Annotated in this window: 22 protein-coding genes; 20 read left to right on the top strand and 2 right to left on the bottom strand. The window is 46.0% G+C overall.

Translation table 11 applies throughout. The annotated features are described in order from the left end of the window. The first annotated feature begins 16 nt into the window (after positions 1–16). From OCV19_RS12155 to OCV19_RS12240, 18 genes are all read left to right on the top strand, one after another. Positions 17–766, top strand: a complete 750-nt coding sequence (locus OCV19_RS12155; protein ID WP_170926845.1) for a beta-ketoacyl synthase chain length factor — start codon at positions 17–19, stop codon at positions 764–766. Then, a complete protein-coding gene (locus OCV19_RS12160; protein ID WP_065675611.1) occupies positions 763–1,533 on the top strand; it encodes a lysophospholipid acyltransferase family protein in 771 nt (256 codons plus the stop codon). Before OCV19_RS12155 ends, OCV19_RS12160 begins: the two co-directional genes overlap by 4 nt. 105 nt (positions 1,534–1,638) lie before the next feature. After that, a complete protein-coding gene (locus OCV19_RS12165; RefSeq protein ID WP_004736154.1) occupies positions 1,639–1,899 on the top strand; it encodes a phosphopantetheine-binding protein in 261 nt (86 codons plus the stop codon). Positions 1,900–1,909: 10 nt separating this feature from the next. Then, entirely contained in the window at positions 1,910–2,167 is a 258-nt protein-coding gene (locus OCV19_RS12170; protein WP_004739745.1) for an acyl carrier protein, read from the top strand. Then, positions 2,167–2,724 (top strand): COG4648 family protein, encoded by a 558-nt coding sequence (locus OCV19_RS12175; RefSeq protein WP_065675612.1) that lies wholly within the window; start codon positions 2,167–2,169, stop codon positions 2,722–2,724. The genes OCV19_RS12170 and OCV19_RS12175 overlap by 1 nt, the downstream gene beginning before the upstream one ends. A 6-nt stretch (positions 2,725–2,730) precedes the next feature. Further along, positions 2,731–4,113: an AMP-binding protein gene (locus tag OCV19_RS12180; RefSeq protein WP_065675613.1), complete on the top strand. Its 1,383-nt coding sequence runs from the start codon at positions 2,731–2,733 to the stop codon at positions 4,111–4,113. 89 nt (positions 4,114–4,202) lie between these two features. Beyond that, positions 4,203–4,565 (top strand): ApeI family dehydratase, encoded by a 363-nt coding sequence (locus tag OCV19_RS12185; protein ID WP_065675614.1) that lies wholly within the window; start codon positions 4,203–4,205, stop codon positions 4,563–4,565. Then, positions 4,558–6,363, top strand: coding sequence for a glycosyltransferase family 2 protein (locus OCV19_RS12190; protein WP_065675615.1), 1,806 nt, complete (start codon positions 4,558–4,560; stop codon positions 6,361–6,363). Before OCV19_RS12185 ends, OCV19_RS12190 begins: the two co-directional genes overlap by 8 nt. Further along, positions 6,341–7,888: an HAL/PAL/TAL family ammonia-lyase gene (locus tag OCV19_RS12195; RefSeq protein ID WP_065675616.1), complete on the top strand. Its 1,548-nt coding sequence runs from the start codon at positions 6,341–6,343 to the stop codon at positions 7,886–7,888. Before OCV19_RS12190 ends, OCV19_RS12195 begins: the two co-directional genes overlap by 23 nt. A gap of 56 nt (positions 7,889–7,944) precedes the next feature. Beyond that, positions 7,945–8,448, top strand: a complete 504-nt coding sequence (locus OCV19_RS12200; RefSeq protein ID WP_048611296.1) for an acyl-CoA thioesterase — start codon at positions 7,945–7,947, stop codon at positions 8,446–8,448. After that, positions 8,435–9,133, top strand: coding sequence for a LolA family protein (locus OCV19_RS12205; RefSeq protein WP_065675617.1), 699 nt, complete (start codon positions 8,435–8,437; stop codon positions 9,131–9,133). The genes OCV19_RS12200 and OCV19_RS12205 overlap by 14 nt, the downstream gene beginning before the upstream one ends. Beyond that, complete coding sequence (locus tag OCV19_RS12210) at positions 9,105–11,477, top strand: MMPL family transporter (protein ID WP_065675618.1); 2,373 nt, start codon at positions 9,105–9,107, stop codon at positions 11,475–11,477. Before OCV19_RS12205 ends, OCV19_RS12210 begins: the two co-directional genes overlap by 29 nt. Next, positions 11,474–12,097: a DUF3261 domain-containing protein gene (locus OCV19_RS12215; protein ID WP_065675619.1), complete on the top strand. Its 624-nt coding sequence runs from the start codon at positions 11,474–11,476 to the stop codon at positions 12,095–12,097. Before OCV19_RS12210 ends, OCV19_RS12215 begins: the two co-directional genes overlap by 4 nt. A 5-nt stretch (positions 12,098–12,102) precedes the next feature. Further along, positions 12,103–13,302, top strand: coding sequence for a beta-ketoacyl-[acyl-carrier-protein] synthase family protein (locus OCV19_RS12220; protein ID WP_065675620.1), 1,200 nt, complete (start codon positions 12,103–12,105; stop codon positions 13,300–13,302). Continuing rightward, complete coding sequence (locus OCV19_RS12225; RefSeq protein WP_065675621.1) at positions 13,295–13,759, top strand: hotdog family protein; 465 nt, start codon at positions 13,295–13,297, stop codon at positions 13,757–13,759. The genes OCV19_RS12220 and OCV19_RS12225 overlap by 8 nt, the downstream gene beginning before the upstream one ends. Further along, a complete protein-coding gene (locus OCV19_RS12230) occupies positions 13,756–14,481 on the top strand; it encodes a 3-ketoacyl-ACP reductase FabG2 (RefSeq protein ID WP_065675622.1) in 726 nt (241 codons plus the stop codon). The genes OCV19_RS12225 and OCV19_RS12230 overlap by 4 nt, the downstream gene beginning before the upstream one ends. Continuing rightward, positions 14,478–15,701: a beta-ketoacyl-ACP synthase gene (locus OCV19_RS12235; protein WP_048611281.1), complete on the top strand. Its 1,224-nt coding sequence runs from the start codon at positions 14,478–14,480 to the stop codon at positions 15,699–15,701. The genes OCV19_RS12230 and OCV19_RS12235 overlap by 4 nt, the downstream gene beginning before the upstream one ends. 8 nt (positions 15,702–15,709) lie before the next feature. Then, the gene (locus tag OCV19_RS12240; RefSeq protein ID WP_065675623.1) at positions 15,710–16,174 is read left to right on the top strand and encodes an Sbal_3080 family lipoprotein; all 465 of its coding nucleotides are present in this window, start codon (positions 15,710–15,712) and stop codon (positions 16,172–16,174) included. An 89-nt stretch (positions 16,175–16,263) separates the two neighbouring features. Here the strand turns inward: OCV19_RS12240 and gltX are convergent, their stop codons facing one another. Further along, entirely contained in the window at positions 16,264–17,691 is a 1,428-nt protein-coding gene (gene gltX, locus OCV19_RS12245; protein ID WP_065675624.1) for a glutamate--tRNA ligase, read from the bottom strand. A gap of 288 nt (positions 17,692–17,979) precedes the next feature. Here gltX and OCV19_RS12250 point away from each other — a divergent pair, with 288 nt between their 5' ends. Further along, complete coding sequence (locus OCV19_RS12250) at positions 17,980–20,793, top strand: copper-translocating P-type ATPase (protein ID WP_083994266.1); 2,814 nt, start codon at positions 17,980–17,982, stop codon at positions 20,791–20,793. Further along, positions 20,783–21,223, top strand: coding sequence for a DUF411 domain-containing protein (locus OCV19_RS12255; protein WP_065675626.1), 441 nt, complete (start codon positions 20,783–20,785; stop codon positions 21,221–21,223). The genes OCV19_RS12250 and OCV19_RS12255 overlap by 11 nt, the downstream gene beginning before the upstream one ends. Positions 21,224–21,455: 232 nt before the next feature. Here OCV19_RS12255 and OCV19_RS12260 read toward each other — a convergent pair whose 3' ends face one another. Further along, positions 21,456–22,112 (bottom strand): oligogalacturonate-specific porin KdgM family protein, encoded by a 657-nt coding sequence (locus tag OCV19_RS12260; protein WP_019824160.1) that lies wholly within the window; start codon positions 22,110–22,112, stop codon positions 21,456–21,458. Positions 22,113–22,269 lie beyond the last annotated feature (157 nt).

The following is a 22,269-nucleotide window of genomic DNA, read 5'->3' on the forward strand; positions in this document are numbered from 1 at the left end:
AGCAAATCAATACTCTATGTCAAATCAATCCCAATTAATGTCGTTTAATATTGAGAAATGGTCTGCAAATTCGGCTGGTCTCAATTCTGTTGCCCAATGGCAAACGTGGAGCACTAATTTAGATTGGCCACAAGATGGTTCGACTGAATTTAAAGCTATTCCTCCAATGATGCGTCGCCGAATGAGTGTGCAAAGCAAACTTGCCGTCCAAACCGCGTTAACCCTATTAAAAGACACCGCGATTGATTATCTGGTTTTTGCTAGCCGACATGGTGAGCTGCACCGAACCGCCACTTTGATTCAGTCGATATTAGAAGGTGACGATGCCTCGCCGATGGCGTTCTCACAGTCGGTACATAATACCGCTGCCGGTCTAACCACAATTGCCGCCAAAGCGCCGATTCCACTGACTTCAATCGCCGCAGGGCAAGATACTTTCCACAATGCTCTAATCGAAGCTTATCTTTACCTACATCAGTACCCGTCACATCGTGTACTCGTCATTGACTTCGACCAGCCTTTGCCTGAGCTTTACCAAGAATACGAAACACAACACTATGCTGATTACGCTCTGGGCTTCGTGCTTACCGCTGGCAGTGAATACTCTATTACTAGAACAGTAGAAGCCAACCAAGCAGCTTCCGTGTTACCACAAGGGCTACAAACGCTCCAACATATCTTATTGGGTACAAATAAGTGGGCTATAGCTGGCAAGCACCAAACTTGGTCATGGGTAAATAACACCGAGACAGGCCCACAGTCATGAGTAAAGTGGACCAATATTGGCGAGTATTCGCGACAGGGTTGTGCTTTACCATCTTTGGTTTTGGTGGCCTAGTATTGAGCTTCTTAATCTTACCCACTATCGCGCTAACGACTCCCAATATCATCAAAAGAGAGCTTAAAGCGCAGCGATTGATTCGTTTCTCATTCAACGCCTTTTGCCAAATCATGAAGTTCACCGGCGCGATTGATTACCGAATTGATGGCGCGGATCTATTACGTGAAGATCGTAACTGCATAATCGTCGCTAATCACCCTAGCTTGATCGACTATGTGCTGATCGCTTCTCAACTTCCTCAATGTGATTGCCTCGTTAAGGCCGCTATTTGGGAAAACCCTTTTATGAAAAGGATTGTCAAAGCGGCGGGTTATATCCCCAACCAAGCCCCTGACGATCTTTTAGAGCGCTGTGAAGAACGTTTCTCACGTGGCAATGTGCTGCTGGTTTTTCCCGAAGGCACTCGCACAACGCCAGGAATTGAACCATCCTTACAACGTGGTGCGGCGCAAATAGCCACGCGAACACAGACCGATTTACGCGTGATTCATATTACGGTTTCTCCGACATTCTTAACGAAAGAGAAAAAATGGTATCAAGTTCCTGCGACGAAACCCTTTTTTCATATCGCGGTGAAAGGTAAAATAGAAGTCGCACCATTTATTGATAATTCAAATAACTTAACTTCGGCAGCAAGGCGCCTTAATCATCACCTTGCACACTCTATTTTCCCTTCCGAAGAAAGTATTTAGCTCATCAATAAAGCAACTGGCGATATCAGCATTTCGAAAATACATCGCATAATGTAGAATCGCCCCCTTAAAGCAGCATTCAGATAAAGCATTAAGTAGGCCAAAGTGGAAACATTACACAACGAACTGAAACAACTGATCATCGACGCATTGAACCTTGAAGACATGAGTATTGATGAGATTGAAACGGAAGCTCCACTATTTGGTGATGGACTTGGATTAGACTCTATTGATGCGCTAGAGCTTGGTCTTGCTATCAAGAAGAAGTACAACATCGTTATCGATGCCGACGATTCAAACACTCGCCAGCACTTTGCATCCGTTGAAAACCTAGCAAATTACATCTCATCTCAAACGAACAACTAGACAGATCTTTATGACACAAGCTAACCAACAAGAAGTATACAACCAGGTTAAAGATGCGCTGATTGAGCTGTTCGAGCTTGATGCTGAAGATATCACGCCTGAAGCACACCTTTATCTTGATCTAGACCTAGACAGCATTGATGCGGTTGATTTGGTCGTTCACCTACAGAACGTAACAGGTAAGAAGATCAAACCTGAAGAGTTCAAAGCAGTACGCACCGTTAATGACGTTGTAGAGTCTGTGGTTGAACTATTGAAGGACGCATAATGCGTCCTCTGCTGACTTTACTGTCGGCAATCATACTTTTCACTTATCCAATAGCGGTTTACTTTGGACTCAACAAGTTTGGCCTACAAACCGTTGGTATCGTCTTGGCCGTTATCTTTGCTGTCCGTATTTTCACTGGCGGTCAGGCTAAAATCAAAGAGCTAAAACACTTAGCTTGGATCAGTGGTAGTGCCGGGATTGTTCTGCTGGCATTAGGATTAACCTTCAAGCAGCATGGCTGGTTAACTTATTACCCCGTCATCGTTAACGTTTGTATGTTGGTTGTGTTCGCTTCAAGCCTTTGGCAACCGCAAACGATTATCGAGCGTCTTGCTCGACTCCAAGAGCCTGAACTTCCGCAAAGTGGCATTGATTACACACGAAAAGTCACCAAAGTTTGGTGTTTGTTCTTTGTTGTTAATGGCTCTATTGCCCTTTATACCTGCTTCCAACCTCTTGAAATATGGACCCTATACAATGGCTTACTCAGCTATTTATTCGCAGGGTTACTCTTTGCAGGAGAGTGGGTAGTAAGACAGCGCATTCGTCAGAGTTAAATTGTTATGACACAAACCGTATCTTACATCTCGTTGTCTGAACTTCTCAGCCAAACAAGAGCCCCTGAATCGATTGTCTGCTTTGACGACAATAGCGAGATTACGTGGCAAACCTTTAACGCCGACTTATCTCAACTCGTGCACCTTTTATCTTCATCCCCTTTTCAACGAGTTGCGATTTGTACCCAAGACAGCTACCTATTTTCGGTGACCTTTTTGGCATGTGCCGTCAGCCGCAAACACATCATTTTGCCAGGTAACTATCAACCTTGTGCGCTTGCCGAGCTGAGTGAACATTTTGACTGTCTGTTGGTTGATGAAGCGATTGGTGCAGTGGAAGTAAGTGAAGTTCGCAATATCCAAACCTTATTAGACACCGAAACCCGCGATCCTCTAACCGATAATCTTCCCGCCATTGTGTTAGCAGCAATCCAATTGACCCTATTTACTTCAGGTTCAAGCGGTACGCCGAAGGCAATCAATAAAACACTAGAACACCTAGATATTGAAACAGCTCAGCTAGATAAGAACTGGGGAGAGTTGATCAAAGGCAATCGAGTTCACAGCACGGTTTCGCATCAACATATCTATGGTTTGCTGTTTAGAATCTTATGGCCGCTCTGTTCTGGCGTTCCATTTGCGAGAAACAACCTTGAGTACCCTGAGCAGATCCTTTCTCACGCCAATAAAAACTGTGTGCTGATCAGCAGCCCAGCTCTACTCAAACGATTAAAGCATGAGACCAATACCGCGCAGCTTGCTGGTGTGTTCTCTTCAGGTGGCCCATTACCGACTGAATCGGCTCACCAATCACAGAATCTGCTTGGTCATTTACCTATCGAGGTTTTTGGCAGCACAGAAACTGGTGGTATCGCATTTCGCCAGCAAGAGAGCGCTCAAACACCTTGGCAACTTTTTGACTGTATTGAGGCAAGTCTCAACAGTGAGAATTGCATTAAGTTATTGTCGCCCTACATCGATAACAATAACTGGTACCAAACCGCCGATGAGTGCGAAATGGTCTCGGAGAATCAATTTATATTGAAAGGCCGAACCGACCGAGTGATCAAGATAGAAGAAAAACGAGTATCTCTGGTTGAAGTCGAAAAACGACTAGAGCAACTGCCTTGGGTAAGTGAATGCGTGGTGATTCCATTTGAAGAACCTGAGCGCTTAATCTTAGCGTCGGTTTTGGTATTATCAGACGAAGGCCAAGCGACACTCGCGACCATGAGCAGAGGCAAGTTCTGGTTGATGCTGCGTTCAGAACTCAGAAAATGGTTAGAGCCAATCGCCATCCCGAGAAAGTATCGTGTGGTTGATGAGATTTCCCTCAACAGCCAAGGCAAGCGATTAACCTCTCATATCGAACAGCTAATAAAATCATAGAAATCGCTTATCGTGTTTTACACTGAGTTTATCTTTTTATATTTTTGTCAAAACACCTATTTTCAGCCCAAGGATTCTAAGCACACGCTATGGATAAGAGAAAGCCAAACATCATTGCTGTTGACACTGCAGAGAATGAATCGACCCTGACCCTCCATGTAACTGGAGACATCACCGATTTTAAGGGGCACTTCAAAAGCTTCCCTATTCTTCCGGGTGTTACACAGATTGATTGGGCGCTTTACTATGCAGTCCAAGAACTGAGTGTCCCTGGTTTCTTTAAAGGCATGGAAGTCATCAAATTCCAAGAACCGATCCTGCCAGACTCGACCATTCAGTTGTCATTAAAGTGGGACGCTGACAAAGACAAACTGAGCTTTAGTTACACCTCAAACAACGGCGAACAGATTCACTCTTCAGGCAAAATGAAGCTGGGAGAGAAAAGTGAATAGCGCTCCCATCGAGGCTGTTTCTCAACCAACTCTAAAAGAAAGCAACTACAACGCTTGCTTCCTAATCCCGTGCTTTAATCACGGTGCAACCATGCCTGCTGTGGTGTCGTCACTCCATCACTTTGAGTTGCCGATCATCATCGTCGACGATGGCAGTGAACTCACCACAAAACAGTTTCTGGCTCCCCTTGCAGAGAACTCAAACGTAACCTTGGTGACACTTGAACAAAACCAAGGCAAAGGCGGCGCAGTAAAGGCTGGCATCAAGCGAGCACAAGAGCTCGGCTTTAGTCATGCCATTCAAATTGATGCTGACGGGCAACACGACCTTGAAGCCTTGCCAGCATTAGTTGAGGCCTCACAAGCTAAGCCACAACGTCTGATATCAGGCCAGCCTGTCTACGACGAGAGCGTGCCTAAAGCAAGGCTCTACGGGCGCTACGCGACGCACATCTGGGTATGGATAGAAACTCTATCTCTATCGATTAAAGACAGCATGTGTGGCTTCAGAGCGTATCCAATCGATAAGACGCAAACCGTACTGAATAAATACGATGTAGGTTCGAGAATGGACTTCGATATCGAGATTCTGGTTCGCTTGTATTGGGAAGGCTGTGACATCGACTTCGTTGAAACGCGAGTCATCTATCCTGAAAACGGCATATCTCATTTCGATGCGCTTTGGGATAACGTGAAAATCAGCTGGATGCACACGAGACTGTTTTTCGGCATGCTGCCGAGAGCACCAAAATTGATTGCTCGCCATTTCAAGACAGATTCAGTTAAAAGTGGGCAAAACCAAGATTCCTTGGCTGAATCAAACAAGAGCGAGTCAGAACAACCCCATTGGTCTCGCACTCAAGAACGCGGCACTGTACTGGGCATCAAACTGTTATTGGCTGTTTATACCTTGTTAGGCCGAGGCGTATTTAATCTTATTTTGCGCGGTGTGATGCGTTACTACCATCTAACGGGTAAGCGTGCGCGAAACGCCTCAGAACAGTACCTATTTCAACTTAAGGCGTACGCAGAGCAACAGAATATTGAGTTACCCGCTGAATTAACCAGTTATAACCATCTGCTCTCGTTTGGTCATACGATGCTAGATAAGTTAGCGGCATGGAAAGGTGATTTCTCGGTAGATAATTTGACGATTCATGGCCAAGACCAATTCGAAAGCATGGTGGAAAACCAACAAGGTGTGCTGATTCTAGGATCTCACCTTGGCAATATCGAACTGTGCCGCGCCTTAGGCCGCAGACACTCGAACATCAAAATCAATGCGCTGGTATTCACAGAGCACGCTGAACGTTTTAATTCAGTGATGAAAGCGGTCAACCCGCAGTCTGATTTAAACCTGATTCAAGTAACTTCAATGGGGCCAGACACCGCCATCTTATTGCAACAAAAGTTAGAGCAAGGCGAGTGGATTGTGATTGTTGGTGATAGAACTTCCACCAGCAAAGAGAGCCGTTCAGTATGGGCTGAGTTCTTGGGTAAGGAAGCACCCTTCCCTCAAGGGCCATTTATGTTAGCCTCGGTTCTCAAAGCGCCAGTATTCCTATTATTTGGGCTACGTGACGACTCACAATCTAAACCGCACTTTAATGTCTATTTCGAGCATTTTAGCGACAAGATCGAGCTACCAAGAAAGACACGCGAACAATCTTTACAGCAAGTCGTGCAAAAATACGCAAATCGACTTGAGCACTACACACTGAAAGCACCGCTTCAGTGGTACAACTTTTTTAATTTTTGGACATTGAGCAAGCACCATGACGAAAAAGAATCCAAATAGCATCACCTTTGGTGCCGAACGCCTCACGATTGAGGATGTTGTCGCTATCTCACAAGGCGCAAAAGCCTCGATGAACTCAAGTGAAGCATTCACATCAAAAATCGACCGTGGTGTCGCTTTTTTAGAACGCCTATTGAAAGAAGAAGGCGTGATCTATGGTGTGACAACGGGCTACGGTGACTCATGTACCGTTGCGATTCCGCCAAACCTAGTTGATGAACTACCACTGCATTTAACACGTTTTCACGGCTGTGGTTTAGGCGAAATACTGTCTCACGGACAATCTCGTGCGGTATTAGCAACGCGCCTTTGTTCTTTATCGCAAGGTGTCTCTGGTGTGACTCACGATTTGCTCAACCAGATCGTTACTCTGATCAACCAAGATATATCACCGCGTATTCCTCAAGAAGGATCGGTTGGCGCCAGTGGCGATTTAACGCCGCTGTCTTACTTAGCGGCTGCACTGATTGGTGAGCGCGATGTTATCTACAAAGGCGAAGTTCGCCCTACAAGTGACGTCTACAAAGAACTAGGAATTAGCCCTATCAAGCTTAAGCCAAAAGAAGGCTTAGCATTGATGAATGGCACGTCAGTAATGACGGCTTTGGCTTGTATCGCCTACAAACGTGCGGAATATCTAGCGCAGCTATCAACTAAGATCACCGCTATGGTATCTGTGGGTATGCAAGGTAACGATTTCCACTTCGATGAAGCGCTATTTGCTGTTAAGCCTCATCCAGGTCAACAGCAAGTTGCGGCATGGCTGCGTGATGACCTGCAAGCGGATCGCCCGCCACGCAACAGTGATCGCCTACAAGATCGTTACTCACTGCGTTGTGCACCGCACGTTATCGGTGTCGTTCAAGACTCACTACCTTGGCTACGCCAAATGATTGAGAACGAGCTAAACAGCGCTAACGATAACCCGATTATCGATGGCGACAATGAACGCGTACTGCACGGTGGACACTTCTACGGTGGCCATATCGCAATGGCAATGGATACACTAAAAACAGCGGTAGCCAACCTTGCTGACCTGCTTGATCGCCAAATGGCGCAGTTGATGGATTACAAGTTCAACAACGGCTTACCATTTAACCTAACGGGTGTTGAAGGCGAACGTAAACCAATCAACCACGGTTTCAAAGCGGTACAGATTGGCGTTTCAGCTTGGACAGCAGAGGCATTGAAACACACCATGCCAGCAAGCGTGTTCTCTCGTTCAACCGAGTGTCACAACCAAGACAAAGTCAGCATGGGCACCATTGCGGCTCGTGATTGTCTGCGTGTTCTTGAACTGACTGAACAAGTAGCGGCAGCGTCACTTCTGGCGGGTACACAAGCGCTTGAGCTTCGTAAACGCCACAATGAGCTTGATGAGCACCACATGAGTGAAAACCTAAAGCACATTCGCGATGAAGTACTTAAAGAGTTTGAATTTATCGTAGAAGATCGACCACTTGAAGGCGATCTACGCCACTTCATGGCTCGTATTCAAAGTCAGCACTGGTCACTTTACTCATAGAGTAGCTAACTTCATAAAGTAGCCAACCCTTTACGCAATATTGTTGAGAGCGATTTATGTCTGAAATCCTTCATCCATTACAATCTGAGGTGACGCTTATCACCTCATTCCAAGACGCCGATCCAATGGGCGTGATCTACCATGGCAACTACTTCCGATTTTTTGAAGAAGTTAGGCGCATAATGATGGATAAGATTGAGTACAACTACCATGAGATGAAGGATTCTGGCTACATGTGGCCGATCATCGACACGCGCGTAAAGTACATCAAAGCGATACCGTTTAATCATCAGATCAAGGTATCCGCTAAGTTAACTGAATGGGAAAACCGCTTGCGTGTTGACTACGAAATTCACGACGCCAACACAGGTGCTCGTATGACGCGCGCCCACACCATGCAGGTTGCGGTAACCATTGAAGAGCAAGAGATGTGCTTCGCTTCGCCGAAAGTGTTTACCGATAAAGTCGAGCACTGGCACCAGTTTGGTTGCTTACCTCTAGCCGATGGGCATCAATCTCAGGCCACTAGCCCACAGCAGGTGAATCATGAATCTGTTTAAACGCAGCCGCAAACACATTAGCATCGCACTGCTAGGGCTTGCCTCAATGATGGCGAGTCACTTTTCTGGCGCTAGCGAGAACACGATTGCTGTCGGTTCTATTTCAGATCTACAAACCGTGTTAAGCGAAAATAGTATCGTTCGTGGAGAGTTCACTCAAACACGTAACATGGAAATGTTCGCTCAGCCTCTAACATCACAAGGTACTTTCCTGTTAGACAAGTCGAATGGTTTGCTTTGGACACAAGCTACCCCCTTTCCTGTAAGCTTGGTGCTCACGGATAACAAACTGAGCCAAAGGTTTGCCGATCAACCCGCTAAAATCATCACCGACAAAGAAAACCCAATGGCGTTTTATTTCAGCCATATCTTCTTGTCAGTGTTTCACGGCGACACGCAAAAACTTCAAGAGCAATTCTCACTGTCATTTGAACCAGCGACTGCGAAAAATTCTGATGAAAGTGCAAACTCAAGTTCAGAATACACACGATGGACACTCACTCTAAAGCCAAAGAATGCGCCAATGAACGCGGTGTTTGAAGCCATCATACTGCAAGGACAAGGTGACATTGAACGCATCGAACTTAGAGAAGTTCGTGGGGACAGCACAGTGATCGAATTTAGCCAGTTAAGCCATCTACCGGAAGTATTATCAGATGCTGAAGCGCAACAATTCCAATTCTAGCCTAGCCCTTGCTTGGCTTGTTGTCGTAATGCTATTTAGCGGATTGTTGATCAAACAATTCGCTTTTTCTTCGTCGGTACCCATTGAAAGCAACATCATGAAATTGCTGCCAGAAAACCAGCAAGATCCCATGGTAGAGCAAGCCTTTCAGCAGATATCCAGCTCGATGAGCGAGCAAGTGGTGTTTATCATAAGTGCCTCCGACGTCGAACAAGCCATGACAGCGACTGACGCTTTTGAAAAAAAACTTAACCAAAGAGCTTTCTCAAATCAGCCAACTCTATTTAAGCAAGTTCAAGGCAAAATCAACGCCAGTACTCAAAGCCAGTGGAGCGATTTCTATTTTCGTCACCGAGCTCAACTTCTAACCCAACAACAAAAAGAGACGCTGACACACTCGCCAGATTCGCGAGCTCAATATGTCATTCAGTCTCTGTACAATCCGTTCTCAGGCGTCACTGCCGCAGAGCTATCTCTCGACCCATTTTTGTTATTTCGCGACTACATCAGCGCTGTTGGCGTTCAATCAAGTAACTTTGTTCTGAAAGAGGGATACCTCACCGCTCAATCTAATGACCAAACTCATATTTTGGTCACGGCGACTTTGGCGGGTTCACCTTATAGCTTGGCCATTCAAGAGCAACTTCCCGATCTTGATTCAATTGAGCGCGAAGTCGAAAAACAATTTAACGTCAAAGTGCAGCATACCGGTGTGGTGTTCTACGCCAATTACGGTACCGAAAGCGCGAAATCAGAAATCAGTACCATTGGTTTGGGCTCATTGGCCGGTGTAATTTTATTGGTGTGGCTGACATTTCGTAGCGCCCTCCCACTTGCCTTGTCTTTGCTTTCAATCAGTACCGGATTATTGGTTGCGCTGGCAAGCACCGTCGCTATCTTCGGCAAGATTCACCTGTTTAGTTTGGTATTCGGTGCCAGCTTAATTGGCGTATCCATCGACTACTCTTTCCATTACCTAACCGATCGTTTGGCGGCTGGTAATCAATGGCAAAGCGACAAAGGGTTGAAACATATTATCGTTGCGATCACCTTGGGTCTGATCACTAGCTTGATTGGCTACCTAGGTCTGTTGGTGGCACCTTTCCCGGGATTGCAGCAACTTGCTCTGTTTTCGTCGATTGGACTGATCGCAGCTTACGCCAGTGTGGTGTGTTGGTATCCGATTTTAGCGGCAAAACCAAGCCAAGAACGCCCTCTTCCCTTGTCGAAGCTTTGGCATACTTGGCTAAGCCTCTGGAGCAACCAAAAATTTAGAATTGGCTTACCATTAATAGTGACTGTCGTTAGTTTGATATCACTCAGCCAAATTCGCTACGACGACGATATTCGTCAACTTCAAGCGATGCCTGATCAACTCAAACAGCAAGAACAAGCCATTACTGAGATATCAGGATTAGGCAGTGGTCAAAATATGCTGCTGGTGACCGCCAAGAGCGACCAAAAACTGCTAAATAAACTGGCAGAGATCACCACGAGCTTAGATTCTTTGGTCGATAACCAAGGTATCTCCGGATATCGCAGCATTAATCAACAATTGTTAAGCAAACAACAACAGCATGATAACTATCAATTGGTTGAACAACTTTATAGCCAGCAAAGCCATATCTTACAGAACACTCTTGGTTGGCCTAGCTTTCCAGAGCTACCTAAGTTCGAGGCAATCACGGTATCTGGATTTTTAGAATCACCAGTGTCAGAACCTGTTCGACCACTTTGGTTAAAACCGATCGATGGGCAAGCCGCGTCGGTCATTTTGATCAAAGACGTCACAGATTCAGAACAGTTCTCTCAATGGCTCGATTCAAGCTTTGCTCAGCAACAAGGTGTTAAATACCTAAATAAAGCCGATGAAATCTCCGCTCTCTTTGCGGAATACAGAGTCAAGATCACCGAACTATTATTGATAGCGTTAGCCGCTATTGGGATGGTGTTAGGTTGGCGCTACGGTGTGAAGCAAAGCCTGTTAATGCTGTTGCCTTCATTAATTGCCGGAGTCGCTGGTTTAGCGATAACGGGCATTTTAGGCTCAACGTTAAACCTGTTTAATCTGCTAGGCTTGATTCTGATTTTAGGGATTGGTATCGACTATACCTTGTTCTTTGCTGAGCAGAAGAAGTCACTGAGTACGTTATTGGCGATCACCTTGTCTGGTCTCACAACGCTGCTTTCATTTGGCCTTCTGTCACTGAGTCAGACTCATGCCATTCATAGCTTCGGTGTTACCGTCCTGACTGGTATTTTCGTAGCATGGTTACTTTCACCACTCGCGATTAACAACCAACAAGCAGCGGAAAAATCAAACTCTCGAGAGGCTTTTAGATGAACAAAACAATCAAGATAGCGCTCACCGTTGGATTGAGCTTATTACTTAGCGCTTGTTCGATGGTGTCTCAACAGCCTACAGGCGCAATTGTCGCAATCGACAAAGATACCGAGCTAGCCTTGCCGCTGCCTGCTGAACTGGGGTACTCATTTACGGCGAGCCAGCTGATCAGCGCAACATGGCAGGACGATACGCAGCAACTGCCTGTTCAAGTCGAAGTCACACCAGATAAAGTCGTGTTAGCGGGCTTTTCCTCTTGGGGAACGCGCATCTTATCGCTGCAATATCAGAATCAAGCCATTGAGACTCAAGTTCTATCCGGTCTTGGCGCAACCCTGCCACAACCTGAGCAGGTGTTATTTAATTTAATGCTGACTCTATGGCCAATTGAAGCATGGGCTCAGCCTCTGCAAGGCATCGGTTGGCATTTGGTCGATACAGACAAAACAAGAACCGTTTTTGACGACAACCAACAAGCCATCATTAGTATTGAATACCAAGCAAAAGTCGGCGAACCAAAGACATCTGGAGAGATTGTTTTCAAGCATCTAATCCAAGGCTACACCATCACCATACAAACGTTGAACTCAACGATTGTCGACACCCCAAGTAAGAGTTGAACACTATGCCTATTTACATCCAAGACTGTGGTTTCCACTCAGCGCTAGGTTCAGAGATTGCGGACATTCATGGCTGCCTGAAAGACGAGCGTGAATCAAATATGGTCGAAGTGAACGATATGCTGAACGATGGTAAACATACTGTCGTTGGTCAAATCGCGGGTGAACTGCCACCGATTCCTTCAGATCTTACGCAATACACCACTCGTAACAATCAACTGGCGCTGTCGGCTCTAAATCAAATTGAAGACTCTATCGAGCAAGCCAAATCTCAGTTTGGCGCAGATAGAATTGCAGTGGTTATAGGCACCAGTACTTCGGGAATTTCGGACGGTGAGGCCGCTTTTAAGCACAAACTCGATCAAGGTTCTTTTCCCGAACATTACCACTACTCAAAACAAGAGCTAGGAAACACTTCCGAGTTCGTTAGCCAATACTGCTCATTAACCGGGCCAAGCTATGCGGTCTCAACGGCTTGCTCATCCAGTGGTCGTGTGTTTCTCACTGCGCAACGTTTGCTAGATTCAGGCATGGCTGATGCTGTGTTAGTCGGTGGTGTGGACACCTTATGTAAGCTGACACTCAGCGGTTTTCATGGCCTAGAAGCACTCTCAACGACACATTGTAAGCCGTTTAGCGCCTCTCGTGATGGTATCAATATCGGCGAAGCGGCGGCATTTATGTTGCTCAGCAGAACAAAACTAGCCGGTGTTAATGCAGCACAAGACACGTCAAACATTGCCTTATTAGGCTGTGGTGATAGCTCTGATGCACACCATATTTCAGCGCCCCACCCTGAAGGCAATGGCGCCGAGCAAGCGATGAAAAAAGCGTTATATTCTGCACAGTTACAAGCAGAGGACATCGGTTATATCAATGCCCATGGCACAGCAACGCCACTCAACGATTCAATGGAAAGCAAAGCCATCCATCGTATTTTTGCAAACAAGGTTCCCGTTAGCTCAACCAAGCCGCTTACCGGGCATACTCTAGGAGCTGCAAGTGCGATTGAGGCGGCGATTGCATGGCATATTTTAAAATATGACTTACCGCTTCCCTTACAAAAATGTCAGGATAAAGCTGAAGATATTGAGATTGATTTGGTAAACTGTACCCAGAAACTTAAAGTAAAGAACATCTTAAGCAACTCGTTTGCTTTTGGTGGTAACAACATTAGCCTGATTTTTGGTGTAGTAAATGACTGATATCCCTTCTGTAGACCAACTCCTCCCTCACGATGATCCGATGATATTAATCGATCGTGCGATCAGCGTAGAGGCGTTGTCGATCCACTGTCAGGTCGATATTGGTGACCATAATCTGTTCTTTGACGCCCAATCTCGAACCGTACCTTCTTATGTTGGTATCGAGTTTATGGCGCAGTCTGTTGCTGCTTGGTCTGGATACCATGCACTGAAAAATGGCACCACTCCTCCAATCGGTTTCTTACTCGGTTCTCGTCGCTACAAATCATTGTGTGATAAATTTACTCAAGGTCAGACCCTTGATATCTATGCCGAGCAACTGATGGAAGACAGTGGCATGGCCGTGTTTACCGCTAGAGTCGAAGACCAAGGCGAGTTAGTGGCTCAATGCCAACTCAATGTCTACGTGCCGACCGAACAAAAATTACAAGAAATGAAAACTAGGAGCCCATCATGAGCCGTCAGGTTTTAGTCACTGGTGCCAGCAAAGGCATTGGTAAAGCGATCGCTATTCAACTCGCGAAAGACGGATTTGAAATCGCCGTTCATTACATGGGTGACAAGCAAGGTGCAGAAGAGACGCTGCAATCGATCACCGAACAGGGTGGCGCAGGTCGTCTTATCCAATTTGATATCAGCAATCGCAGCGAATGTCGCGAAAAGCTTGAGTCTGATATTGCGGAGTACGGCGCTTACTATGGTGTTGTAAATAATGCCGGTATTACTCGTGATACAGCATTCCCAGCCATGACGGAAGAAGAGTGGGATGGCGTTATCCATACCAACCTCGACAGCTTCTACAACGTACTTCACCCGTGCGTGATGCCAATGGTTCAGAAACGCAAAGGCGGTCGTATCGTCACTCTAGCGTCTGTATCAGGCATCATGGGTAACCGCGGTCAAACCAACTACGCAGCAGCAAAAGCCGGCGTGATTGGCGCAACTAAGTCTCTAGCTTTAGAGTTAGCGAAACGCAAGATCACGGTAAACTGTGTCGCTCCAGGTTTAATTGATACCGGCATGGTCGACGAGCACGTAAAAGAACATGCGCTTCCTCAAGTCCCGCTACGTCGCATGGGTGAACCAGAAGAAGTGGCAGGCTTAGTCAGCTATCTCATGTCTGATATTGCGGCTTACGTGACGCGCCAAGTAATTTCAGTTAATGGAGGCTTAGTATGACCCGCCGCGTTGTTGTAACTGGCATGTCTGGTGTTACTGCCTTTGGTAATGACTGGCAGCAGATCGAGCCGAAACTAAAAGCCTGTGAAAATGCGACTCAATATATGCCAAGCTTTGAGCAGTACGATGGTCTCAACACTAAGCTTGCTGCACCTATTGATGACTTCCAATTGCCAAAACACTATAAGCGTAAACAAGTGCGTGGCATGGGAAGGGTATCCCGCCTAGCCACCGTTGCGACAGAAAATGCATTAGAGCAAGCAGGGCTGATCGGCCACGATATTTTAACCAATGGTGAAACCGGTATTGCTTACGGCTCTTCAACCGGCAGTACCGATGCCGTTGGTGCGTTCGGCGTGATGCTGAACGAGAAGTCGACACGAGCAATCACAGCAACCACTTACGTTCAAATGATGCCACACACAGCCGCGGTAAACGTGGGTCTGTTCTTCGGTTTGCGCGGCCGTGTGATTCCCACCAGCAGTGCGTGTACTTCAGGAAGCCAAGCGATTGGTTATGCCTATGAAGCGATTAAGCACGGCTACCAAACCGTGATGGTTGCCGGTGGTGGTGAAGAGCTATGCCCAACTGAGTCTGCCGTTTTCGATACCCTTTTTGCTACCAGTTTAAAAAACGACACACCAAAAAAATCTCCTAGCCCTTACGACAGTGGGCGCGATGGCCTTGTTATCGGTGAAGGCGCTGGCACGCTTGTTCTTGAAGAGTATGAACATGCTGTGGCTCGTGGCGCAAAGATCTACGCAGAGATCATCGGCTTTGCCAGTAACTGCGATGCCGCTCATGTTACCCAACCTCAGATGGAAACCATGCAAATTTGTATGGAAAAAGCGCTGAAAGATGCGCAACTTCCGGCTGAAAAAATCGGTTATGTTTCTGCGCACGGAACGGCGACTGAAAAAGGCGATATTGCGGAAAGTAACGCGACCGCGAACATTTTTGGTGAAGTGCCAATCAGTTCGTTGAAAAGCTACTTTGGCCATACGCTTGGTGCGTGTGGTGCGATTGAAGCTTGGTTGAGCCTAGAGATGATGCATTCAGGCTGGTTCAGCCCAACATTGAATCTTGAGAATATCGACGAACAGTGCGGCAAGCTCGATTACATCACAGGTTCAGGTCGCGAATTGGACGTTGAATATCTGATGAGCAACAACTTCGCTTTTGGCGGAATCAACACCTCAATCATCTTCAAAAAAATCTAGGATAGATAATGAAAAACTGGTTAGTTGCTGCTGTTGTCGTTTTACTCGCAGGTTGTAGTGCTCCGAAATATTCAGGAAACGCACTACCAGAAGCAAATACAATCGAACAAGTAACGATTGTTGAAGACGAGAAAACTCGTGCGGTTTTCCTCGATTCCATGCTCGACTGGTGCCTGAATAATCAGGTTAAATGTAAAGTCGTTGCCGACGGCTCAGAACATAATCCAGAGGACATCACGTTGGATTATATCTCTCGTTGGAGTTGGGATTTCAGAACCTTTGTGGCAGACGCTAAGATCTCGGCTTATCAAGATCAACAGCGCGTAGGCAATGTCGAATTTAAAGCGCCAAACAGCGGAAACTTTTCTAAGTTTGGTGACGATATGGAACGCATCAAAGCGATGATGGATATCTTGTTCGATAAGAAAACAGCCGCGCAAGCGACTCAAATGATTGCCGACGACAAGCTCTAACGAAATCGTTCAGATAGTAAAAATCGAGACAAATAAAAAGGGTCAGTAACCAAGTTACTGACCCTTTTTTGATTCTAGCAATCGCTCAATTAAGCGTTAGCTTCGCGCTCAGCGATGAACTCAAGAGCCATCTTGATACGAGCGATTACGCGCTCTTTACCAACAAGCTCCATCACTGCATCAACAGAAGGAGACTGACCGCCGCCTGTTACTGCTACGCGAAGTGGCATACCGATTTTACCCATGCCGATCTCTAGCTCTTCACATACTGCTGCAATTACACCATCTTTGATGTTTGCAGTAGTGAAATCATCAAGTGCTTCAACCTTAGCAAGAGCAAGCTCTAGTGGGCCTTTAGCAACACCACGTAGGTGCTTCTTAGCTGCGCCGGCTTCAAACTCAGAGAAATCTTCGTAGAAGTAGCGAGATTGCTCAGCAAGTTCGATAAGCGTATTACAACGCTCGCCAACTAGCTTGATCACTTCAGTGATCGCTGGGCCGTTTGTTGTATCGATCTTCTGTGCGTCTAGGTGCCATTGCAGGTATTTAGCAACGTACTCAGGCTCAGAAGTCTTGATGTAGTGGTTGTTCAACCAAAGCAGTTTATCAGTGTTGAATGCAGAAGCAGACTTGCTGATAGCGTTCAGGCTGAAGAATTCAATCATCTCTTCTTGAGAGAAGATCTCTTGGTCACCGTGAGACCAACCTAAACGAACTAGGTAGTTGTTTAGCGCATTTGGTAGGTAACCTTCGTCGCGGTATTGCATTACTGAAACAGCACCGTGACGCTTAGAAAGTTTCGCACCGTCATCACCAAGAATCATTGCACAGTGAGCGAAAGTTGGAACTGGCGCGCCTAGTGCTTCATAGATGTTGATTTGACGAGGTGTGTTGTTGATGTGGTCTTCACCACGAACAACGTGTGTAATACCCATATCCCAGTCATCCACTACAACTACGAAGTTGTATGTTGGTGCACCGTCTGTACGACGAATGATTAGGTCATCAAGTTGGCTGTTCGCGATTTCAATGCGACCACGGATTTGGTCATCAAATACTACGCTGCCTTCTTTAGGGTTACGGAAACGGATAACACATGCATCGCCTTCTTTTGCTGCTTCGTTTGCTGCAACAATTTTAGGGTGGTTAGCATCGTAACGAGCCATTTCTTTGTTTTCTTCTTGCTCTGCACGAATTTCATCAAGCAGTTCTTTAGACGCGTAGCATTTGAATGCTTTGTCTTCAGCAAGTAGCTTATCAACCATTTCGTTGTAACGGTCAAAACGCTTAGATTGGTAGTAAGGACCTTCATCCCATTCCATACCCATCCATTTCATGCCTTCTAGAATTGCATCAACTGCTTCTTGAGAGTTACGCTCAAGGTCCGTGTCTTCGATACGTAGAACGAATTCACCACCTTGGTTCTTAGCGAATAGCCAAGAGTAAAGTGCAGTACGTGCACCACCAACGTGAAGATAGCCAGTTGGGCTAGGAGCAAAACGAGTTTTAACCGTCATTTAAATACCTTGATTATGTAGGTGATTCTTTTAGTGCTCGCCATTACAAAGCCTGTAACGGACAAATATCACTAAATTTTGGGCGCTATTTTATCACCACCGCTTAAATCTACAATCAGTAGTGAATGATTAATGTGCTGATCTTGTACGAAAGCTATCGTAGAAGGAGAAAACCAATAGCTCAAGTACATGTCATACGCTCTAAAAAGGCAAATTCTCGTCACGCTCGCGATAAACCTCATCCATTACATCACTCAATATTCCAACAAATATTAAATTCTTGAATTTATGTTTGACCTTACCCTTACGGGAAGGTTTATGTTAAGGCTAGATGAGAATTGGAGTATCGATATGAACCATTACACAACTGCGCTCAACGGCCTAAATTGCATGGGGTGTGCGAAGAAAGTTCGCACACTGTTTGATGATCTCGACAATACGACGATCAATGACATATCGCCGACGTACATCGATATTTCGACGCCTTTTAGTTATGTTGAGCTCAATGAACAGTTAGCGACACTTGGCTACAGCATGGGTAACAAGCTGCACCTTTCGCTATCCGGCCTTAACTGCGGCAAGTGCGTGAACAAACTGACTCAAGCGCTTGAACAAACCGAGCAAGCCTCAAATCTAGAAGTCACCAAAGATGAATTGTCGTTGGTTACTCTGATTGAAGAATCAGAGCTTATTGAGCTGGTCGAAAATGTGGGTTATCACGCAGCTCCCTACTCTGAAGCCGATAACCTTTTATCTAGTTCAGATTCAGAAAACGAACAAGCAGATAAAAAGATTGCAGATACTGAAGATAAAACCACAGCTAGCCAATATACCTATCACCTTGTTCTTGAAGGTATGACGTGTGCGAGTTGTGTTTCTTCGGTAGAGAAAGCACTGAAAAAGAATGAGTTCGTCGACCAAGCTCAGATCAATCTCGCAGAACAGACAGCCTTAGTTTTCACCTCTAAAACACGAGACGTCATCGAAAGCGCGCTAATAGAATCCGTAAAAACCGCAGGTTATGGTGCAGAGTTCGTTGATGACGCGGCGACTCAACAACAAAAACAGCAAGAACAACAACTTCGTACCCAAAAAGCTTTCCTAAAAAATTCGGTAAGCGCGCTGCTTATCGGTGCTCCGCTGATGGCGTGGGGTCTGTTTGGTGGCAGCATGACTATTGCTACATTTAACGACCAATTGGCTTGGGGCTTAATCGGTGTCGTCTGTTTGGTACTGCTAGCCACTTCAGGTCGTAGCTTCTTCACCAATGCTTGGCAATCACTGATGCACAAGCGCGCGACCATGGATACGTTAGTTGCTTTGGGTACAGGCGCAGCATGGTTCTACTCCATGCTAGTTGTGTTGATTCCGTCATGGTTCCCTGAGGCCTCTCGCCATGTCTACTTTGAGGCGAGTGCGATGATCGTTGGTCTAATTTCTTTGGGTCACTACATTGAAGCCAAAGCCAAAGCTCGCACCACAAAATCACTACAAGCTTTGATTAACCTACAACCTCAAAAAGCGGTGGTGATTGTCGATGGCAAAGAACAAACTATTGCTGTAGAAGCTATCCAAGTAGGCATGCAAGTACGCGTCAAACCGGGTGAGAAAGTGCCAGTTGATGGTGTTGTGGTATCGGGTGAGTCTTACATCGATGAATCCATGTTGACCGGTGAACCACTTCCCAACGTTAAATCGATGAGTGATGGCGTTTCAGCGGGCACTATTAATGGTGATGGCAGCTTAGTTATTGAAGCGACAGGAATTGGCTCAAGCACTATGTTGGCACGCATCATTCAAATGGTTCGCCAAGCACAAAGCAGCAAACCTGCGATTGCGAAACTAGCCGACTCTATTTCTGCCGTGTTCGTACCCGTTGTGGTCGCGATCGCAGCTGTTGCCGCCCTAGTTTGGTTTTTTGTTGGCCCACAACCAAGTGCAAGTTATATGCTTGTGGTATCGACTACCGTGCTGATCATCGCTTGTCCGTGTGCCTTAGGCCTAGCGACTCCGCTTTCTATTACCGTCGGCGTAGGTAAAGCCGCTGAGCTTGGTGTTCTAATCAAAGACGCCGATGTGTTGCAATCAGCCAGCAAAATCGATGCTGTCGTGTTTGATAAAACAGGCACTCTAACCCAAGGCAAACCAAGCGTTCAGCAGGCGTTTTATCACAACCTATCAGAACAAGAACTGCTGGCTTACGCCTATTCGGTTGAAGTCGGTTCAGAACACCCACTTGCGAAAGCCGTTTGTCAGTATGCCGAAAACCTAGAAGTTTCAGCACTCCCACACAGCGACTTTGAAAACCGCCGAGGCCTTGGAGTACAAGCCAACATTAACGGAAAACACGTCCAAGTCGGCTCTCTTAAATACCTAACCCAACTTGGTATTGATACTCAAATAGGCCGTGACTTTATCGAACTTTGCCGTACACAAGCATGGACGCCAATCTTCGTAGTCATCGACCAAAAACTGGTAGGCATATTAGGCATTTCAGACGCATTAAAAATAGATAGCACACAAGCCATTGCTCAACTAAAATCCGCCGGAATTCACACTGTGCTATTAACAGGCGACAACGATTCTGTTGCTCAAGCGATTGGCAAAAGCGTCGGTATTGATGAGGTTATCTCGGAAGTACTACCAGAGCAGAAAGCTCAGCATATTGTTCAGCTTCAACAACAATATAAGAGTGTGGCTATGGTTGGAGATGGCATTAACGATGCACCAGCGCTTGCTCAGGCCGACATAGGTATCGCAATGGGCAGTGGCAGTGATGTTGCGATTGAAAGTGCACAAATGACACTCCTCAACTCGTCGCCACTGTCTGTAAGTAACGCGATAGAACTGTCCCAAGCGACCGTGAGAAACATGAAGCAAAACCTATTTGGTGCCTTCATCTACAACTCGCTTGGCATTCCTATTGCGGCCGGTCTGCTCTACCCGTTTTTTGGATTTTTGCTTAGCCCAGTAGTTGCAGGTGCAGCAATGGCGATGTCGTCAATTACTGTGGTAAGCAACGCCAACAGGCTGAGATTGTTCAAACCCACTCATTCTAATATCAATAATAACCATATTCATGAGGTTAACTATGATTCGTAAAGTTATGACTCTTACTGCACTTGCTGCAATTTCAGGACAGGCTTTGGCTACTGATGTGCTAAACCATAAATCTCCATATTGCGGCTGCTGCACTGAATGGACAGAGCATATGCGTGATTCCGGGTTCGATGTAACAGAGAAGCTCCACGATGATATGAACCCTATCAAGCAAAAGTTAGGCGTAACACAAGAGCTGGCTTCTTGCCACACCGCAGAGATCGACGGTTATGTATTTGAAGGTCACATTCCAGCAGAAGACGTAAAAGCCTTTTTAGAAAACCCACCACGTAATGCGATTGGTTTAGCGGTTCCGGGTATGCCAATGGGCTCACCGGGCATGGAGTATGGCGATAAGAAAGACGAGTATTCTGTGTATGCGTTTAATGAAAAAGGTCAGGTGTTTGAATACCGTCACTACAACGGGAAATAGAACCTAAACAGACCAACACACAACTATAAAAAAGAAGTCATAAAAATAGAGCCTAGCATTCAGTAAACCCAAGACTGTGGTTTACTTGCTAGGCTCTTTGCTTTTGGACAGTAAAGCAAATCTTGTCGCGGCACTAACCGGGCTGTTAGTGCCGCTATGTTCCCCTCGCTAATTAGCTAGCAAGCTATTTAACAAAGAAGTTCACTCAGCTTAAGCAGCTAAGCGAATCAGCTTAGAAGCCGTAAGAAGCACCGAATACGAATGCGTTGTTAGCATTATCAGCTTGGTTACGGTACTCAAAGTAAGGTTGAACACCTTGACGAGTCCATGTAGCACGAAGCTCGTGGTCCATTGTGTTGTCAGCATCGCTGATTACGTATACGTTGTTGTAGCTAAGCGCTAGTTCAGCATTTACTGCATAGCCGATACGGTTATCAAAACGAGTTTGGTCGTCAGCTTTGCTGTCTTCCATTGCGTGGTAACGAGTACGGTTGCTGATAGAGATACCGTTGTCGAAGTTATAACCGATCTTAACTAATGGACGATACTGAACCGTTTCGCCGTTGTTTAGTAGGTGGTGGTAACCAGCAGCAACCCATAGGTTGTCGTTGATGTTGTACATCTGCTCAACACCAAGAGTGATGTATGGAGAGTTACCTAGACCGCTATCTTGGATTGCGTCGTTGTCGTACTTACCAAGAGAGATACCATCAAACTCTGTTAGTAGCGTTGTACCTGAATCAAACGTGTGGCCCGCTTCTAGCGTAGACGTAGCGTTTGGTTGGAAATCAGAGTGAAATTGAACGTTACCTGTAACGTAAGAAGAACCAGCAAAAGCACTAGAAGCGAAAGCAAGAGAAAGAGCACTTAGAGCGATAATTTTTTTCATAGTAAACTGCCTTAGTTTGATTTTTTCAGCGGCATATCTTCGGTACATCATTCACCTTCACCGCTTGAGTAGTTGGTCGCCTCCCTGGCATGAAATCTATGTTGCTCGAATTAATTTGCGTTTCAAAATAAAAGGGGCGACAGAGTGATCCCTCTCA

Origin of the sequence: Vibrio celticus, from assembly GCF_024347335.1 — a bacterium.
GTDB classification, from domain to species: Bacteria; Pseudomonadota; Gammaproteobacteria; order Enterobacterales; family Vibrionaceae; genus Vibrio; species Vibrio celticus.

Bases quoted from the DNA above. Each gene is read 5' to 3' on its own strand.
- OCV19_RS12155 (WP_170926845.1), top strand. From the start codon at position 17: ATGTCAAATCAATCCCAATTAATGTCGTTTAATATTGAGAAATGGTCT.
- OCV19_RS12160 (WP_065675611.1), top strand. From the start codon at position 763: ATGAGTAAAGTGGACCAATATTGGCGAGTATTCGCGACAGGGTTGTGC.
- OCV19_RS12170 (WP_004739745.1), top strand. From the start codon at position 1,910: ATGACACAAGCTAACCAACAAGAAGTATACAACCAGGTTAAAGATGCG.
- OCV19_RS12175 (WP_065675612.1), top strand. From the start codon at position 2,167: ATGCGTCCTCTGCTGACTTTACTGTCGGCAATCATACTTTTCACTTAT.
- OCV19_RS12180 (WP_065675613.1), top strand. From the start codon at position 2,731: ATGACACAAACCGTATCTTACATCTCGTTGTCTGAACTTCTCAGCCAA.
- OCV19_RS12185 (WP_065675614.1), top strand. From the start codon at position 4,203: ATGGATAAGAGAAAGCCAAACATCATTGCTGTTGACACTGCAGAGAAT.
- OCV19_RS12195 (WP_065675616.1), top strand. From the start codon at position 6,341: ATGACGAAAAAGAATCCAAATAGCATCACCTTTGGTGCCGAACGCCTC.
- OCV19_RS12200 (WP_048611296.1), top strand. From the start codon at position 7,945: ATGTCTGAAATCCTTCATCCATTACAATCTGAGGTGACGCTTATCACC.
- OCV19_RS12205 (WP_065675617.1), top strand. From the start codon at position 8,435: ATGAATCTGTTTAAACGCAGCCGCAAACACATTAGCATCGCACTGCTA.
- OCV19_RS12210 (WP_065675618.1), top strand. From the start codon at position 9,105: ATGCTGAAGCGCAACAATTCCAATTCTAGCCTAGCCCTTGCTTGGCTT.
- OCV19_RS12215 (WP_065675619.1), top strand. From the start codon at position 11,474: ATGAACAAAACAATCAAGATAGCGCTCACCGTTGGATTGAGCTTATTA.
- OCV19_RS12220 (WP_065675620.1), top strand. From the start codon at position 12,103: ATGCCTATTTACATCCAAGACTGTGGTTTCCACTCAGCGCTAGGTTCA.
- OCV19_RS12225 (WP_065675621.1), top strand. From the start codon at position 13,295: ATGACTGATATCCCTTCTGTAGACCAACTCCTCCCTCACGATGATCCG.
- OCV19_RS12230 (WP_065675622.1), top strand. From the start codon at position 13,756: ATGAGCCGTCAGGTTTTAGTCACTGGTGCCAGCAAAGGCATTGGTAAA.
- OCV19_RS12235 (WP_048611281.1), top strand. From the start codon at position 14,478: ATGACCCGCCGCGTTGTTGTAACTGGCATGTCTGGTGTTACTGCCTTT.
- OCV19_RS12240 (WP_065675623.1), top strand. From the start codon at position 15,710: ATGAAAAACTGGTTAGTTGCTGCTGTTGTCGTTTTACTCGCAGGTTGT.
- gltX (WP_065675624.1), bottom strand. From the start codon at position 17,691: ATGACGGTTAAAACTCGTTTTGCTCCTAGCCCAACTGGCTATCTTCAC.
- OCV19_RS12250 (WP_083994266.1), top strand. From the start codon at position 17,980: ATGTTTGACCTTACCCTTACGGGAAGGTTTATGTTAAGGCTAGATGAG.
- OCV19_RS12255 (WP_065675626.1), top strand. From the start codon at position 20,783: ATGATTCGTAAAGTTATGACTCTTACTGCACTTGCTGCAATTTCAGGA.
- OCV19_RS12260 (WP_019824160.1), bottom strand. From the start codon at position 22,112: ATGAAAAAAATTATCGCTCTAAGTGCTCTTTCTCTTGCTTTCGCTTCT.